12 protein-coding genes are annotated in these 16,898 nt (G+C 72.4%); 3 read left to right on the top strand and 9 right to left on the bottom strand.

What is annotated here, in order from left to right; translation table 11 throughout:
- The first annotated feature begins 123 nt into the window (after positions 1–123).
- Complete coding sequence (locus ACIRBX_RS37685; RefSeq protein ID WP_402304840.1) at positions 124–1,074, top strand: hypothetical protein; 951 nt, start codon at positions 124–126, stop codon at positions 1,072–1,074.
- Positions 1,071–1,436 (top strand): DUF6247 family protein, encoded by a 366-nt coding sequence (locus ACIRBX_RS37690; RefSeq protein WP_402304843.1) that lies wholly within the window; start codon positions 1,071–1,073, stop codon positions 1,434–1,436. Before ACIRBX_RS37685 ends, ACIRBX_RS37690 begins: the two co-directional genes overlap by 4 nt.
- On the opposite strand, the gene ACIRBX_RS37695 is transcribed toward ACIRBX_RS37690, so the two are convergent.
- From ACIRBX_RS37695 to ACIRBX_RS37720, 6 genes are all read right to left on the bottom strand, one after another.
- Positions 1,426–2,940 carry an ArnT family glycosyltransferase gene (locus tag ACIRBX_RS37695; protein WP_402304846.1) on the bottom strand — a complete coding sequence of 505 codons (1,515 nt, stop codon included), beginning with the start codon at positions 2,938–2,940 and terminating at the stop codon, positions 1,426–1,428. The genes ACIRBX_RS37690 and ACIRBX_RS37695 overlap by 11 nt on opposite strands.
- A gap of 354 nt (positions 2,941–3,294) precedes the next feature.
- On the bottom strand, positions 3,295–5,175 hold the full coding sequence (dxs, locus tag ACIRBX_RS37700; protein WP_402304849.1) for a 1-deoxy-D-xylulose-5-phosphate synthase: 1,881 nt from the start codon (positions 5,173–5,175) through the stop codon (positions 3,295–3,297).
- Between the two features lie 173 nt (positions 5,176–5,348).
- Positions 5,349–6,602 (bottom strand): sugar ABC transporter permease, encoded by a 1,254-nt coding sequence (locus tag ACIRBX_RS37705; protein WP_402304851.1) that lies wholly within the window; start codon positions 6,600–6,602, stop codon positions 5,349–5,351.
- The gene (locus ACIRBX_RS37710; protein ID WP_402304853.1) at positions 6,599–7,387 is read right to left on the bottom strand and encodes an ATP-binding cassette domain-containing protein; all 789 of its coding nucleotides are present in this window, start codon (positions 7,385–7,387) and stop codon (positions 6,599–6,601) included. The genes ACIRBX_RS37705 and ACIRBX_RS37710 overlap by 4 nt, the downstream gene beginning before the upstream one ends.
- A gap of 102 nt (positions 7,388–7,489) precedes the next feature.
- The gene (locus tag ACIRBX_RS37715; protein WP_402304854.1) at positions 7,490–8,584 is read right to left on the bottom strand and encodes a sugar ABC transporter substrate-binding protein; all 1,095 of its coding nucleotides are present in this window, start codon (positions 8,582–8,584) and stop codon (positions 7,490–7,492) included.
- Between the two features lie 217 nt (positions 8,585–8,801).
- A complete protein-coding gene (locus ACIRBX_RS37720; RefSeq protein WP_402304988.1) occupies positions 8,802–9,989 on the bottom strand; it encodes an ROK family protein in 1,188 nt (395 codons plus the stop codon).
- Between the two features lie 276 nt (positions 9,990–10,265).
- Here ACIRBX_RS37720 and pepN point away from each other — a divergent pair, with 276 nt between their 5' ends.
- A complete protein-coding gene (gene pepN, locus ACIRBX_RS37725) occupies positions 10,266–12,857 on the top strand; it encodes an aminopeptidase N (protein WP_402304856.1) in 2,592 nt (863 codons plus the stop codon).
- A gap of 113 nt (positions 12,858–12,970) precedes the next feature.
- On the opposite strand, the gene ACIRBX_RS37730 is transcribed toward pepN, so the two are convergent.
- The 3 genes from ACIRBX_RS37730 to malQ form a co-directional block, all read right to left on the bottom strand.
- On the bottom strand, positions 12,971–13,648 hold the full coding sequence (locus ACIRBX_RS37730) for a 2'-5' RNA ligase family protein (protein ID WP_402304858.1): 678 nt from the start codon (positions 13,646–13,648) through the stop codon (positions 12,971–12,973).
- A gap of 76 nt (positions 13,649–13,724) precedes the next feature.
- Positions 13,725–13,955, bottom strand: a complete 231-nt coding sequence (locus ACIRBX_RS37735; RefSeq protein ID WP_402304861.1) for a hypothetical protein — start codon at positions 13,953–13,955, stop codon at positions 13,725–13,727.
- Between the two features lie 21 nt (positions 13,956–13,976).
- Entirely contained in the window at positions 13,977–16,100 is a 2,124-nt protein-coding gene (gene malQ, locus ACIRBX_RS37740) for a 4-alpha-glucanotransferase (RefSeq protein WP_402304863.1), read from the bottom strand.
- Between the last annotated feature and the right edge of the window lie 798 nt (positions 16,101–16,898).

Here is a 16,898-nt window from a genome sequence, read left to right on the forward strand (position 1 = left end):
CCGCTGGTGGCCACCGTCCCGCTCCAGGTCTTCGCCTGCGAGCTGGCCACCGCCAAGGGCCACGAGGTCGACCAACCCCGCAACCTCGCCAAGTCCGTCACGGTCGAGTAGGGAGCAGCTCCGATGCGCAGCGGACGTCCCCGCCTCGCCCTCGCGGTGGCCTGCCTCGGCCTGCTGCTCTCCTGCACCTCCGCCCCGGGGTCGCCGCCCGCCACTCCCCCGGGCCGGGCGCTGCCGGACACCCTCTACGGCGTCACCCTGGACGACGTGTCCCGGCTGTCCCAACTGACCGCCTCGCTCCGGGACCTGCCGCAGCGTCCGACCGCCCGGATCGTCTTCGACCCGGGCACCGGCCCGGCCGACTACGCCGAGGCGGTGGCCGCCCTGCACCCCGTCGCCCACCTGATGGGCCTGCCGGTGGACTCCTCCGCGATGGCCGCCACCTCCCTGACGGAGCATCACGACCGCACCGCCGCCCTGCTGGCCGCCTTCGGCGGGCAGGTCGACCTCTGGGAGGTCGGCAACGAGGTCAACGGCGGATGGCTCGGCCCGGCCGGTCAGGTCGCCGCCAAGGTGACCGACGCCTACCGGCAGGTGGTCGCGGCGGGCGGGCGGACCGCGCTCACGCTGTACTACAACCCCGGCTGCGCCGAGGACCCCGGGCACGAGATGCTCCCCTGGGCCCGGGCCGAGCTGCCGCCCGAGCTCCGGGACGGCCTGGACGTGCTGCTGGTCTCCTACTACGAGGACGACTGCCACGGCTACCGCCCCCCGCTCGCCGAGTGGGACGCGCTCTTCACCGAACTGGCCGGCCTCTTCCCGCACGCCCGGGTGGGCTTCGGCGAGACCGGGCTCTCCGACCGGAGCGCGCCGACCGCCGCCAAGGCCGAGCAGCTCACCCACTACTACACCCTGCCGGTCACCGCACCGCGCTACCTGGGCGGCCACTTCTGGTGGTACTACGCCGAGGACATGCTGCCGTACCCGCCGGCCAACCCCCTGTGGACGGCCCTGGCCGGAGCGATCACCAGACCGGCCGGGACCACCACGCCGACGCAAGGACCGCCACGATGAGCACCGTCACCGCCCCCGCCGGACCCGTCCCGCTGGACGACGCCTCCTTCGCCGCCATCCGGGCCGTCATCACCTCCGTCGCCCCCTACCGCCTGCTGGAGCTGGAGCGCGACCGCGACCGGGCCTTCACCCGGGCGCTCGGCACCGACAGCCTGGTGCCGGTGCACGACTTCCTCGACCGCTGGCGCACCGTCGCCGCCGTCGAGCGCGACCTCGCCACCGCCGCCCGGCTGCACCTCGCCGAGTGCTCCGCCCGCTCCGGGCAGGCTCCGGACGAACGCCGGGAGAGCGCACTGGAGATCGCCGCCGTGCTGCTCACGGTGGCCGCCGAGCTCACCGCGCCCGGGCCCGCTAGCGCTTGAGGCGGTAGATGACGGTGTCGGCGTTGACGCCGACCACCTCGTAGCGGGTGTCGAGCAGGTTCTCGATCCTGGGGATGTGCACCGGCTGGTACGGGGAGCGGCCGGAGTCGTCGACCACGATCTCGGGGAGGCCCTTGGCCAGTTCCTCGTCGAAGGTCTGCCAGGCGTCGGCCATGCTGTACTGCTCGCCGACGTCCTTGCCGTCCTTGCCGCCGCTGAAGTTGGTCAGGAAGCCGGCCGTCAGGTAGCGGGTGACGGGGCGTCGGTCGGCCAGCCAGTAGAGCTCGGGGTGCATGCCCCAGACCAGCACGGTGTCCTTGGCGGTGGTCTGCTCGGCGATGGTGCTGGCGACCTGCGAGGTGTGGTTCATCCGCTGGCCGGGCCAGAAGACCGCGAGGGCGCAGAACGCGAAGGAGGCGACCGCGCTGTAGAGCAGCACGGGCTTCCAGCGGAGCTTCGAGGTGGCCACCGCTCCGGTGCCGAGCAGCACCAGCGGCGGCATCAGCTGGAGGTAGTAGTGGCCGAAGAAGTGGAAGCCGGTGGAGACCGCGACCACCGAGGAGAGCAGCCAGACCCAGAGGTCCGAGGTCGAGCCGTACTCCTCGCCCCGGGGCGAGGGCAGCGCCCGGTGGCGGAGCCTCAGCCAGAGCCGGTGGCCGACGGGGGCCAGGAAGCCGAGGCCGGCCGCCAGCAGGATGGCCGAGTTGCCCAGCGCCCGGCCGGTCATCTGGAGCCAGGCGCCGCCGAGTGACGCGTAGTCACCGCTGCCGGTGACCACCCAGAACAGGAAGCCCTTGGGGTTGGTGAGGATCACCGCGACCAGGCTTATCGGCAGGGCGAAGCCGAAACAGATCTTGAACAGCGCGGGCTGCCAGCGCACCCCGCGCAGCCGGGCGTCCTGGAGCAGCATCCAGAGCACCGGGAGCATCACCGCCCCGCCGGTCTGCTTGGTCAGCGAGCAGAGCGCCACCGCGATCCCGGCCGCCAGCCAGCGGCGGCGCTCGGCGTACCGGAACGCGGCCACCATCGCGGGCAGCATGAAGACCTCGAAGGTGGCCGCCTGGGTGTCCTCCGGCGAGAGGCCGATCGAGACCAGCAGGTAGAGCGCGCCGGCCGCGCCGCCGGCCCGGTTGCCCCAGCGGCCCCGGGCGATCGAGGCCAGCAGGATCGCGGTGACCAGGTGGGCGACGATCGCCAGGGTGCGGAGCGGCCAGAGCGAGGCCGAGCCGAAGAGGGCGAAGCAGGCCTCGTACAGCCAGGGCAGCAGCGGCGGCTTGCGGTCCACCACGGTGTCGTAGAGCACGCCGCCGTCCGCCAGCATCCTGGCCTGGGTGGCGAGGTAGCCCTCGTCCGGGCTCCACACGGGGCGGAGGAAGGACGGGATGTGGGTGACGGTCGCCAGGACGGCGAGCACCGGCACCAGTCTGGTCCAGTAGCCCGTGCGGACGCGCTCGGGCAGCCGCGCGGTCAGGGCGGCGAAATGTCGGGCCAGGGCATCGGACACGAGGGACAACCTACCGGGCGGCTCTGCCGGGGGCGGCGCCGGTCCGGCCATTCGATGTGACGATCTGACAGAAGTGTGTCGCGTGACGCCTCGCGGCGGCGACGGATTATTTCCGGCCACGGCGCGGACGGTACGCACACGCAGCGGAAACGCGGGCGGCCACCGGGCCGGAGCTCCGCGCAGGGGCGCGAGGAACGGCGCGGGGCGGGGCGGCGGCACCTGCGACCGGCCGACGGTGGGTCGGTCGCAGGTGAGCCGCCTTCCGACTCGCGCACACGCGGCGGAGCCGCACATCAGCAGAGCCCTGCGCCCCGGGCGCCGGCCCTTCCGGGCGCCGCGCCCCGGGGCGGTGGCTCAGACCGTGGCGGTGGTGCGGGCCAGGGTCTCGGCGGCCTTGGTGGCGATCGCCGGGGCGGTGAGGCCGATCTCGGCGAGGATCTGGTCACGGGACGCGTGGTCCAGGAACTCCTGCGGGATGCCGAAGTCGCGCAGCGGGACGTCCACGTCGGCGTCCCGGAGGGCCTGGGCGATCATCGAGCCGACGCCGCCGGCCCGGCCGTTGTCCTCGACCGTGATCACCAGACGGTGCTCGGCGGCCAGGCCGGGCAGCGCCGGGTCGACCGGCTTGACCCAGCGCGGGTCGACCACGGTGGTGGCGATGCCCTGCTCGGCGAGCAGCTCGGCGGCGGCCAGGCAGGTGGTGGCCATCGCGCCGACCGAGACGATCAGCACCTCGGCGTCCTCGTCGCGGCGCAGCAGGTCCATCCCGCCGACGGTGCCGACCGCCGGGACGGCCGGGCCGACGGTGCCCTTGGAGTAGCGGACCACGGTCGGGGCGTCGTCCACCTCGACCGCCTCGCGCAGCTGGGCGCGGAGCTGGTCGGCGTCGCGCGGCGCGGCCAGCCGCAGGCCGGGCACCACCTGACAGATCGACATGTCCCACATGCCGTTGTGCGAGGCGCCGTCGGTGCCGGTGACGCCGGCCCGGTCGAGCACGAAGGTGACGCCGAGCCGGTGCAGGGCGACGTCCATCAGGACCTGGTCGAAGGCCCGGTTGAGGAAGGTCGCGTAGACCGCGAAGACCGGGTGCAGGCCGCCGGTGGCCAGGCCGGCCGCCGAGACGGCCGCGTGCTGCTCGGCGATGCCGACGTCGTAGATCCGGTCCGGGTACGCCTTGGCGAACGGGGCCAGGCCGACGGGGTGGAGCATCGCGGCGGTGATGCCGACGATGTCCTCGCGCTCGCGGCCGAGGGCCACCATCTCCTCGGCGAACACGCCGGTCCAGTCCTTGCCCGCGCTCTTGATCGGCAGGCCGGTCTCCGGGTGGATCACGCCGACCGCGTGGAAGCGGTCCTCCTCGTTGCTCTCGGCCGCGTGGTAGCCGCGGCCCTTCTCGGTGAGGCAGTGCACGATCACCGGGCCGCCGAAGCCGCGCGCCTTGGTGAGGGCGGACTCCAGCGCGTTCAGGTCGTGGCCGTCGATCGGGCCGATGTACTTGAGGCCGAGGTCCTCGAACATGCCCTGCGGGGCGATGAAGTCCTTCAGGCCCTTCTTGGCGCCGTGCAGGGTCTCGAAGACCGGGCGGCCGACCACGGGGGTGCGCTGCAGCGCCTCCTTGCCCCAGGTCAGGAAGCGCTCGTAGCCCTGGGTGGTGCGCAGGGTGGCGAGGTGGTTGGCCAGGCCGCCGATGGTCGGGGAGTACGACCGCTCGTTGTCGTTGACCACGATGACGACCGGGCGGTCCTTGGCGTCGGCGATGTTGTTCAGCGCCTCCCAGGCCATGCCGCCGGTCAGCGCGCCGTCACCGATCACCGCGACCACCGGGCGGTCGCCGTGGCCCTGGAGCTGGTTCGCCTTGGCCAGGCCGTCGGCGTAGCCGAGCACGGTGGAGGCGTGCGAGTTCTCGATCACGTCGTGCTCGGACTCGGCGCGGGACGGGTAGCCGGAGAGGCCGCCCTTCGTCCGCAGCCCGGAGAAGTCCTGCCGGCCGGTGAGCAGCTTGTGCACGTAGCTCTGGTGGCCGGTGTCGAACATGATCCGGTCGCGCGGGGAGTCGAAGACCCGGTGCAGCGCGATGGTGAGCTCCACCACACCGAGGTTCGGACCGAGGTGGCCGCCGGTCTTGGAGACCTCCTCGACCAGGAACGTCCGGATCTCCCCTGCCAGCTCGGCCAGCTGGGCGGGCGTGAGCCGGTCGAGATCGCGCGGTCCCCGAATGCGGGTCAGCAGGGCCACCCGTTCCTCCTCGTTCCGTTTTTCTCGGGCCGCGTACGGCCGGACTGCCCGAGTCTAATGTCCGCTTGGCGGACGCTTGTCAGCGCGCCTGGGGTTGACCGGTGTTGACCGACATGACGAGGCTCGGCACCCGATCGGTTCGGGTGCCGAGCCTCACATGATCGGATTTACGGTCAACCTCGACCGGATGACTTCTGGGTCCGCCGGGAGACGGAGTCCAGCACCACGGCCGCCAGCAGCACGGCGCCGGTGATCATGTACTGCACGGACTGGTTGACGTGCACCAGGTCCAGGCCGGTGATGATCGACTGGATCACCAGGATGCCGAGCAGCGCCGACCAGGTCTTGCCCCGGCCGCCGAACAGGCTGGTGCCGCCGATGACGGCCGCCGCGATCGAGTTCATCAGCACGTTGCCGCCGCCGAGCGCCTTGTCGGCCGAACCCTGCTGGCTCATGATGAACAGTCCGCCGAGGGCGGCCATGCCGGCCGAGATCATGAAGACCGAGATCCGCACCCAGGCCACGTTGATGCCGGCCCGGCGGGCCGCCTCGATGCCGCCGCCGACCGCGAAGATCTGCCGGCCGTAGGAGGTGCGGCGGAGCACGAAGTCGGTGACCACCACGATGCCGAGGAAGATCACCAGCGGCAGCGGCAGGCCCTGGCTCTGGTTGAGCATGGCGGCGGCGGCGATGCCGATCACCGCGATCAGGCCGGTGCGCAGGGCGATCTCGCTCGTCGGACGGGACGGCAGGCCGGCCACCTTGCGGCGGCGGGAGTCCAGCACCTGGCCGGCGCCGAACAGCGCGATGCCCAGGATTGCGAAGATCCAGGTGGCGGCGATGTCGCCGTCGCCGATGAAGTAGTGGTCCAGGTCGGCGATCACGCCGTCGTTGACCACGTTCGCGGTGCCCTTGTCGCCGAGCACGTACTGCTGGAGGCCGCTCCAGGCCAGCAGGCCGGCCAGCGTGACCACGAAGGCCGGGACGCCGATCTTGGCGAAGAAGAAGCCGTGCAGCGCGCCCATCGCGACGCCGGCGGCCAGCGCGATCAGGATCGCCAGGTACTCGTTGACGCCCTGCCGGGCCGACAGCACGCCGGCGATCGCGGCCGAGACGCCGGCCACCGAGCCGAGCGAGAGGTCGATCTCACCGAGCAGCAGCACGAACACGATGCCGACCGCGATCAGGCCGGGGCCCGCGATCCAGAGCGTGATGTTGGTGAGGTTGTCGGCGTTCAGGAACTTGCCGGTCAGGCCCTGGAAGATGGCCGCGATCAGGATCAGGCCGAGCACGACCGGGACGGAGCCCAGCTCGCCGCTCTTCATCTTCCGGCGGAACTCGTCCAGGTAGCCGGCGAAGCCCTGCTGACGGACCAGCAGGCGCGGGTCGACCGGCGGGGCCGGGGTGGTGGATTCGGTGGTGCTCACTTGGCGTCCTCCGCGATGCGTGCCTGACGCCGCGTCACGGCGTTCTCGGTGGCTCCGGTGATGGCGGAGATGATCTCCTCGTGGGTGGTGCCGGCGACCGGGAAGGAGCCGTTGTTGCGGCCGAGGCGGAGGACCGCCACGGTGTCCGCGACGGCCTTGACGTCCGCCATGTTGTGGCTGATCAGGATGACCCCGAGACCGCGCTCGCGGAGCCGCTCGACCAGGTCGAGCACCTGGGCGGTCTGCTCGACGCCGAGCGCGGCGGTGGGCTCGTCCAGGATGACGATCTTCGGGTCGCCGACCAGGGCACGGGCGATCGCGACCACCTGGCGCTGACCGCCGGAGAGTGCCGCGATCGGGATGCGCACGCTGGGGATGCGGATGGAGAGCGTGTCGAGCAGCTCCTTGGCCCGCTTCTCCATGGCGACCTCGTCCAGGGTGCCGAAGCGCTTGAGCTCGCGGCCGAGGAAGAGGTTGCCCACCACGTCGAGGTTGTCGCAGAGCGCGAGGTCCTGGTAGACGGTGGCGACGCCGAGGGCCTGGGCGTCCTGCGGGCGGTTGATCCGGACCTCGCGGCCGTCCCACTCGATCGAACCCTCGTCGATCGGGTGGACGCCGGCGATGGTCTTCACCAGGGTCGACTTGCCGGCGCCGTTGTCGCCCACCAGGGCGACCACCTCTCCGGCGTGGACCTCCAGGTGCACGTCGGTGAGCGCCTGGACGGCACCGAAGCGCTTGGAGACCCCGCGCAACGCCAATACGGGTGCGCCTGTCACGTGAACCATCTCCAGGGGTAGTACGAGAAACGTCGAGAAGGGGGCGCGGCGGTCGTCCTCACGCCACGCGGGGGGCCGGCGCTCCGTCAGGAGCGCCGGCCCGTACCGGACTTACTTCAGACCGGCGGTCGCGCAGGCGGCGGCGTAGTCAGCGGTGCAGATGTCGGCGACCTTGTAGAGCTGGTCGGCGATCACGGTGTCGTTGATGTTCGCCTTGGTGACGACCTTCGGGGTCAGCAGCTTGGCCGGGATGCCCTTGTCGGTCGGGCTGTCCACGGTGGACGAGGCGACGGCCTTGACGTCCTTGTTCTGGAGCAGGTTGACGGCCAGCTCGGCGGCCGAGTCGGCCAGCGGCTTGTACGCCTTGTAGATGGTGTACGCCTGGTCGCCCGAGACGATGCGCTGGATAGCGTCGATGCCGGCGTCCTGGCCGCCGACCGGGACGTTGATCCCGGCGGCCTTCAGCTGGGTGATGATCGCGGCGGCCATGCCGTCGTTGGCGGAGTAGACGGCCTGGAAGCCGTCCTTGCCCAGGGTGGTGACGGCGGTGCCGATCTTCTGGCCGGCCACGGTCGGCTTCCACTCGCCGGAGGCCTCGTAGACGATCTTCTTGACCTTGCCCTCCAGCGCCTTCTTGGCACCGGACTTGAAGTAGGCCGCGTTCGGGTCGGCCTCGTCACCGTTGATCATCACGACGTTGGCGTCGGCGGCCTTGGCGCCCAGCGCCTCGATCAGCGCCTCGCCCTGGAGCTGGCCGACCTTCTCGTTGTCGAACGAGACGTAGGCCGAGACCGGGCCGGTGGCCAGGCGGTCGTACGCCACGACCTTGACGCCCTTGGCGGCGGCGTCCTTCACCCAGGACTGGGTGGAGGTGGCGTCGAAGGCGTCCAGGATGATCACCTTCACGCCCTCGGCGATCAGGGTGTCGAACTGCTGCTTCTGCTTCGAGGCGGAGCCCTCGGCGTTGCTGTACTTGACGGTGCAGTCCCCGCAGAGCGCCTTGACCTTGGCCTCGATGAACGGCTTGTCGAAGGACTCGTAACGGGTGGAGGACGCGTTCTCCGGGAGCAGCAGGCCGATCGACTTGGTGTCGCCCGACGAGGCGCTGTCCTTCTTGTCGTCACCGGCCTTGCCACAGGCGGCCATACCGAGGGCCATCGAGACGGCGGCGGTGCCTATGACGACGCGACGCATCATTGCGTTCATGTGGGGGGTGCCTCCCTGACGGAGCCGCAACGTTGCGGCGAGGTGAGACGGAGTCAACCCCTGCCGGTCGCTTGTCGTCAATAAGTAAAACCAAGCGGTCGGCGATCCAAACCCTTTCGTTATCTTCATGAAGGCGAAGCCGAGACCAAACGGACATGTTCGGCCTCGGCTTCACCACAAACGGACGCGGGAGAGCGATTTCCGGACTGACTCCCCGTCAGGCTCCGGCGGCGGCGGTCTGCCGGATTGCGCCCGATTCGCCCATCTCGCTCATCACCAGCGCGAGCGCCCCGAGCACCTCCGCACGGCCGCCCAGGGTGCCCGGGACGACCGACAACTGACGGGCCGCCGAGGGGATCGCGTACCGCGCCACCGAGTCCCGGATCGGGGAAAGCACCAGGTCACCGGCCTCGGCCAGGTCGCCGCCGAGGATCACCCGGCGGGGGTTGAGCAGATTGCACAGGGTGGCCACACCGGTGCCGATCTGCCGGCCGGCGTCGGCGATCACCCGGCGGCAGCCGAGGTCGCCCTGCTGGGCCAGCTGCACCACCCTGGTGAGGGTCAGCTCCCCCGGGTGGTTGGCGTTCAAGAGATTGAGCAGGTACCGGGAGCCGACGAAGGTCTCCAGGCAGCCCCGGTTGCCGCAGCGGCAGACCGGGCCGGCCTCGTCCAGGGTGATGTGCCCGATCTCGCCCGCGGTGCCGCCCGGCCCCCGGTAGATCTGACCGTTGATCACCAAGCCTGAGCCCACGCCACTGGCCACCTTGATGTACGCCAGGTCGGTCAGCCCCCGGCCGGCCCCCCAGACCAGCTCGCCGAGCGCCCCCAGGTTGGCGTCGTTGTCGACGTGCACCTCCATGCCCAGGCGGTCGGCCAGCTCCCGGCCGGGCGCGATGCCGGTCCAGCCCGGCAGGATCGCGGTGGAGCCCAGCGCCCCGGTCTCCTGGTCGATCGGACCCGGCACGCCGAGGCCGACCCCGATCACCTTCTCCGGCTTGAAGCCGGCCTGCCCCAGCAGCCGGGCGACCAGCGCCTCGGCCCGGTCGAAGCCCTGCTTGGCCGAGACGTCCACGTCGATCGGCTCGCTCTCCTCGGCCAGCACCCGGTGCGCCAGGTTGCCCACCGCGACCCGCAGGTGGGTGTGGCCGAAGTCCACCCCGACCACGATGCCGGCGTCCCCGCTGAGCGAGACCGAGCGGGCCCGGCGGCCACCTGACGAGGTGTCGGCCACCACGACGGTGCCGCTCTCCTTGAGCTCCCGGACGATGTTGGACACCGTGGCCGCCGAGAGTCCGGTGGACCGGGCGATCTCCGCCTGGGTCAGCGATCCGGCCATCCGGACCGCCCGCAGCACCCGTTCGAGATTGGCCCGGTGCAGCGAGGACTGCGATCCCGGTGTGTCCAGCGACATGATTCACCCTCCTTGGGCGCGGCGGCCCGACGGCCTCCGCACCAGCCGCGCCGTTGCGGCGGAGCTCCGGATATTCACCTTCAACTTCTGAAGCCTATGCTCGGCCACCCGCCCGACACCGCGTCAAGAGCGAACCCCGCCTGAACGCGGATCGAACACGGATCGTTGTCTGGGAGCCGCCCGGACGGTGTCGGCCGGATACTCGGCGGCGGTCCGCCGAGGCGACGTGGAAGGATGGCGGCACCCATGCCTGACAAAGGAGTCCTGCGAGTGCCTGGCACCAACTTGACCCGTGAGGAGGCCCGCACCCGGGCCGCGCTCCTGCACGTGGAGTCGTACGAGATCGACGTCGACCTGAGCTCGGCGCGGGAGGGCGGCACCTTCCGCTCCTCCACCGTGGTCCGGTTCACCGCCACCACCCCGGGCGCCGACAGCTTCATCGACCTGGTGGCGCCCGGCGTCTCGGAGATCGTGCTGAACGGCCGGGCGCTGCCGCTGGAGTCGTTCGCCGACAGCCGCATCCCGCTGCCCGGCCTGGCCGCCGAGAACGAGCTCAAGGTGGTCGCCGACTGCGCCTACACCAACACCGGTGAGGGCCTGCACCGCTTCGTCGACCCGGTCGACGGCGAGACCTACCTCTACACCCAGTTCGAGGTGCCGGACGCCCGCCGGGTGTTCGCCTCCTTCGAGCAGCCCGACCTGAAGGCCGCCTTCACCTTCACGGTGACCGCGCCCACCGGCTGGGCCGTGGTCTCCAACTCGCCCACCCCGCAGCCCGAGGGCGAGGGCGACACCCGGGTCTGGCGGTTCAGCCCGACCGGCCGGATCTCCACCTACATCACCGCGCTGATCGCCGGTCCGTACGTCGGCGTCTTCGACGAGTACCGCAGCGGCGACCAGGTGGTCCCGCTCGGCGTCTACTGCCGCCCCTCGCTGCGCGAGTTCCTGGACGCCGACGCGATCTTCACCGTGACCCGGCAGGGCTTCGACTACTTCCAGGAGAAGTTCGACTGCCCGTACCCGTTCGAGAAGTACGACCAGCTCTTCGTGCCGGAGTTCAACGCCGGCGCGATGGAGAACGCGGGCGCGGTCACCTTCCGGGACCAGTACGTCTTCCGCTCGAAGGTCACCGACGCGGCCTACGAGGCCCGGGCCTCCACGATCCTGCACGAGCTGGCCCACATGTGGTTCGGCAACCTGGTCACCATGGAGTGGTGGAACGACCTCTGGCTGAACGAGTCGTTCGCCACCTACGCCGAGTCGGTCTGCCAGGCCGAGGCGGCCGGCTCCCAGTGGCCGGACTCCTGGACCACCTTCGCCAACGAGATGAAGACCTGGGCCTACCGCCAGGACCAGCTCCCCTCCACCCACCCGATCATGGCCGAGATCAACGATCTCGAGGACGTCATGGTCAACTTCGACGGCATCACCTACGCCAAGGGCGCCTCGGTGCTCAAGCAGCTGGTGGCGTACGTCGGCCAGGAGGAGTTCTTCAAGGGCGTCCAGGCCTACTTCAAGGCGCACTCCTGGGGCAACACCCGCCTCAGCGACCTGCTCGGCGCCCTGGAGCAGACCAGCGGCCGTGACCTCAAGGCCTGGTCGAAGTCCTGGCTGGAGACGGCCGGCATCAACGTGCTGCGCCCGCGGCTGGAGACCGACGCCGACGGCGTCATCACCTCCTTCTCGGTGCTCCAGGAGGCCCCGGCGCTGCCGGCCGGCGCCAAGGGCGAGGCCGTGCTCCGCCCGCACCGGATCGCCATCGGCGCCTACGAGCTGAAGGAGGGTCAGCTGGTCCGCACCGAGCGGATCGAGCTGGACGTGGACGGCGCCGAGACCGCCGTGCCGCAGCTGGTCGGCAAGCAGCGCCCGACCGTGCTGCTGCTCAACGACGACGACCTCTCCTACGCCAAGGTCCGGCTCGACGCCGACTCGTTGGCCGCCGTCACCGAGCACCTGGGCGCCTTCACCACCTCGCTCCCCCGCGCGCTCTGCTGGGCCTCCGCCTGGGACATGACCCGGGACGGCGAGCTGGCCACCCGCGACTACCTGGCGCTGGCCCTCTCCGGCCTGGCCCGGGAGAGCGACATCGGCGTCGTCCAGTCGGTGCAGCGCCAGGTCAAGCTCGCCCTGGACATGTACGCCGACCCGGCCTGGCGCGAGCAGGGCCTGCAGCGCTGGGCCGCCGCCGCCGAGGAGCAGCTGCGGGCCGCCGCCCCGGGCAGCGACCACCAGCTGGCCTGGGCCCGGGCGCTCTCCGCCGTGGCCCGGACGGAGGGTCAGCTCGACCTGCTGGCCGGGCTGCTGGCCGGTTCGGTGGAGCTGGACGGCCTGGCCGTCGACACCGAGCTGCGCTGGGTGCTGCTCAGCCGCCTGGTCGCCACCGGCCGGGCCGACGAGGCCGCGATCACCGCCGAGCTGGAGCGCGACTCCACCGCGGCCGGCCAGGAGCGCGCCGCCTCCTGCCGCGCCGCCCGCCCGACCGCCGAGGCCAAGGCCGAGGCATGGGCCTCGGTGGTGGAGCGCGACGACCTCACCAACTACGTGCAGGACGCGGTGATCGGCGGCTTCGGCCAGGCCGACCAGCGCGAGCTGCTGGCCCCGTACGCGGAGAAGTACTTCGCCGCGATCAAGGGCGTCTACGAGACCCGCAGCCACGAGATCTCGCAGCAGATCGTGGTCGGCCTCTACCCGGCCCTCCAGGTCTCCCCGTCCACCCTGGAGACCACCGACGCCTGGCTGGCCTCGGCCGAGCCCGCCCCGGCCCTGCGCCGGATGGTGGTCGAGTCCCGGGCCGCCGTCGAGCGGGCCCTCAAGGCGCAGGCCGCCGACCACGCGGCCGGCAGCCGCGCGCTCGGTCACTGACGCACGCTCACCCCGAGGGGCACCGGCCGCGATCGCGGGCGGTGCCCCTCGGGCGTTCGCTGGGGTGCGCGGTGCGCTGGGGTGCTCGGGGCGCTGCGTCAGGTCACGTCAGGTCAGAGGGTGATCCGGTCCAGCTCGGTCAGCCCCGCCGAATCCGCCGTCGGGCGGTACCGGACCAGGGAGAGGCTCCGCACCCGGACCGTGCCGTAGGCGGTGTCGCGGCGGGCCGCGACGTGGTCGGCCAGCCCGGGCTCCGGCACCAGCGGCGGCCGGAAGACCATCAGGGAGACGTGGGCGGTGTCCCGCACCCGGTCCCCGTCACCGCCGGGCCGGTCGGACGCCGGCCGCGCCCGGCGCAGCCGCTCGCGCAGCTCGGTGAGGCCGGGCCCCGCGTACCCGCAGGCGAACACCCCGCCCTCGGAGGCACCCAGCCCCCGGAAGTCGATCTCGATCTCCGGCAGCCCCGCCACCGCCTCGCGGACCAGTGCGGCGTACCGGTCGACCAGCCCGGGCGGGACCTCGTCGCGGAAGCCCTCCAGGCTGCGCACGGTGGAGTGCAGGTGCTCGGGGGCGTAGACCAGGTGCGGGGCCCGGCGGGCGGCGGCGAGCGCGGCCAGTTCGGCGCACAGGGCGTCCCGGACCTCCCCCTCGATCCGCAGCACCAGGCTGAGTCCCCAGCGGGGGTCGCCGTCGGTGGGCACCGGGTCGGGGTGGTGGGCGGCCGAGCGCAGCGCGCGGTCGGCGGCGGAGCTCAGGTCGCGGTACTTGGCGTGCAGCGGTGCGTCGATCACGGGGGACGACAGTAGTCCGGGCATGCCGGAGGCCGCCGTCGGGGGATCCCCGACGGCGGCCTCCGGTGACGGGTCGTTACTTCTTGCCCTTGCCCAGGGACGGGATCATCACCAGGCCGGCGATGATCGCGAAGGCGACCAACGGGGCGACCACGAACAGGCCGAGGGTCTCGGCCACGCTCAGGCCGGTGCCCGGGTCGTCGCCGTCGTCCCGGGTCAGCGCCAGGGCGGCGGGCGACGTCAACAGCATCATCAGCGTCGCCGTAGCGGTGACCGCGCCGACTCGCAAAGAGTTCCTCTTGTCCACGTTTCCCAAGGTACCGGCCGCTTATCGGCCACCGCTCGCCGGGGTGCGCCTTCCGAGCGCCGCCACCAGCCGGGCGGCGGCCGGGGAGGCCGTCAGCTGCTCCAGGGTGACGGGCCGTCCGCTCCGGTCGGCCACCGGGAGCCGCCAGTTCGGGTACTGGTCCCAGGTGCCGGGGAGGTTCTGCGGGCGCGGGTCCTCCACCAGGTCGGGCAGCCACACCCCGACCAGCTCGGCCGGGGTGGCCAGCAGGAAGGCGTAGAGCGCCTCCGGGGTCGGCGCGGCGCCCGCCGGGAGCAGGCCCAGGCGGGTCAGCTCGGCCTGCCAGTCGGCCAGTTCGGCGGCGGCCTCGGCCTGCTCCTCGGCCAGCGGACGGGCCAGCAGCCCCAGCCGGTGCCGCAGCTCGACGTGCTCGCCGGACAGCCGGGCCGCGGTGCTCGGCAGGTCGTGGGTGGTCAGGGTGGCCAGACAGGCGGCTCGCCAGCGCTCCGGCGGCAGGATCGCGCCGTCCGCCCGCCAGTCCCGCTCGAACCAGAGCACCGAGGTGCCCAGCACCCCACGGGCCGTCAACTCCTCCCGCACCCCCGGCTCCACCGTGCCCAGGTCCTCGCCGATCACGTAGGTGCCGGCCCGGTGCGCCTCCAGTGCCAGCACCCCGAGCATCGCCTCGGCGTCGTACCGGACGTACGCGCCCTGGGTGGGCGGCAGCCCCTCCGGCACCCACCAGAGCCGGAACAGGCCCATCACGTGGTCGATCCGCACCGCCCCCGCGTGCCGCACCACCGACCGCAGCAGCTCCGCGTACGGGGCGTACCCGGCGGCGGCCAGCGCGTCCGGACGCCAGGGCGGCAGGCCCCAGTCCTGACCGTGCGCGTTGAACGCGTCCGGCGGAGCGCCGACCGAGATGCCGGTGGCCAGCACGTCCTGCAGCACCCAGGCGTCCGCACCGTCCGGGTGCACGCCGACCGCCAGGTCGTGCACCAGGCCGACCGGCATCCCGGCCTCCTCGGCGGCCTGCTGGGCGGCGCCCAGCTGACCGTCCGTCAGCCAGGCCAGCCAGCGGTGGAACTCCACCCGCCCGGCCAGCTCCTGGGCGGCCTTGGTGACGTGCGGACTGTCGGGGTGGCGCAGGCCCTTCGGCCAGTGGTGCCAGTCGTCGCCGTGCACCTCGGCCAGCGCGCACCAGAGCGCGAACCGCTCCAGCCAGCTGCCCTCGCGGGCCGCGTACGCCCGGTAGGCCGCCTCCCGGCCGGGACTGCGGGGGACCCGGTGCAGGACTTCGAGGGCCGCCAGCTTGACGGCGCGCACCGCGTCGCGGTCCACCAGGCCGTCGTGCTCCAGCACCTCGGCGCTCAACCGCCGTCCCTGCTCGACGAATCCGGCGAGCAGGGAGTGGTCGGCGTACGGGTACTCGGGGACCGCCTCGATCCGCAGGTGCACCGGGTCGGTGAAACGGCGGGAGGACGGGCGGTACGGCGACGGGTCGGAGGGGGCGCCGGGCAGGGCGGCGTGCAGCGGGTTGAGCTGGACGAAGCCGGCCCCGAGGGCGTGGCCGGACCAGGCGGCGAGCTCCGCGAGATCGCCCAAGTCGCCCATGCCCCAAGAGCGTTCGGAGAGCACCGAGTAGAGCTGGGCGAGGAAGCCCCAGGACCGGCGGCCGATCTCCGGCAGCCGCGGCGGAGCCACGATCAGCGGGGTGGAGTCGGCCTGCCCGTCGGTGGTGCGGACGGTGAGGCGGTGCCGGCCGAGCGGGAGGTCGGCGGGCAGCCAGTGCGAGCGGGACGGCGCCAGGGTCCAGGTGCCGCCGCTCTCCAGCTCCACCGAGAGCCTGGCACCGGCCGGGACGTCCAGCGCGGTGCGGCGGCCCGCCCGGACCACCACGCAGGGCGGCAGCAGGCGGGCGGCCAGCTCGGTGCGGTGCCGCTCGTTCGCGGCGCGGACGGCGGCCGGGGTGGAGGCGTCGACGCCGAGGGCGGCCAGGACGGCGATCAGCGTGTGCGGCGCGACCGGCACCGGGCCGGCGCCGACGTCGTACGTGGTGTCCACGCCGTGCGCGTGCGCCAGGGCGGCCAACTCCGGGGACGGCGGCGGCTCCTCGGCGGGGGCCAGCTGCGGATCGGCTGCGTCACGGTCGAGATATGCGGCCACTTCAGGGCTCCTGCGCTCGGTGGAACCGTACGGACACCCCCAGTCCTACCCGCGCCCACCCCACCCGACCCGACCCGACACGCCAACCCCCTTGCCGGACAAGCCTGCTGGGCGAACGACAGGGACCGGCCACGGGCCCGGCGCGCTGGCCTTGCAATGGTGGGGACCGACCACGGGCCCGGGGCTCGGAGCCTGCGACGGCGGGGACCGGCTACGGGCCCAGGGGCGCGAGGAACTGCGCGCAACGGGAGACCACGTGCATGTGCCGGGTACGGACACCCACCTGCAAGTGAACCCCCACACCCGGCAGACGAGTCGCCGCGTACCCCAGCGCGCAGTTCCCCGCGCCCCTCACCGCCCTCCGGGCGGCACAGGCGGCACGGGCGGCACGGGCGGTAGGCCCGGGGCTCGGAGCCTTCGACAGCGAGTACCGGCTACGGGCCCAGGGGCGCGAGGAACTGCGCGCAACGGGAGACCGCAAGCGTGTGCCGGGTACGGACACCCACCTGCAAGTGAACCCCCGCACCCGGCAGACGAGTCGTCGCGTTCCCCTGCGCGCAGTTCCCCGCGCCCCTCACCGCCCTCCGGGCGGCACAGGCGGCACAGGCGGCAAGGGCGGTAGGCCCGGGGCTCGGAGCCTTCGACAGCGAGTACCGGCCACGGGCCCAGGGGCGCGAGGAACTGCGCGCAACGGGAGACGACGAGCGTGTGCCGGGTACGGACACCCACCTGCAAGTGAACCCCCGCACCCGGCAGACGAGTCGTCGCGTTCCCCTGCGCGCAGTTCCCCGCGCCCCT

The organism is Kitasatospora sp. NPDC096147 (genome assembly GCF_044763225.1).
In the GTDB taxonomy this organism is placed as follows: domain Bacteria; phylum Actinomycetota; class Actinomycetes; order Streptomycetales; family Streptomycetaceae; genus Kitasatospora.

Bases quoted from the DNA above. Each gene is read 5' to 3' on its own strand.
- ACIRBX_RS37685 (WP_402304840.1), top strand. From the start codon at position 124: ATGCGCAGCGGACGTCCCCGCCTCGCCCTCGCGGTGGCCTGCCTCGGC.
- ACIRBX_RS37690 (WP_402304843.1), top strand. From the start codon at position 1,071: ATGAGCACCGTCACCGCCCCCGCCGGACCCGTCCCGCTGGACGACGCC.
- ACIRBX_RS37710 (WP_402304853.1), bottom strand. From the start codon at position 7,387: ATGGTTCACGTGACAGGCGCACCCGTATTGGCGTTGCGCGGGGTCTCC.
- ACIRBX_RS37715 (WP_402304854.1), bottom strand. From the start codon at position 8,584: ATGAACGCAATGATGCGTCGCGTCGTCATAGGCACCGCCGCCGTCTCG.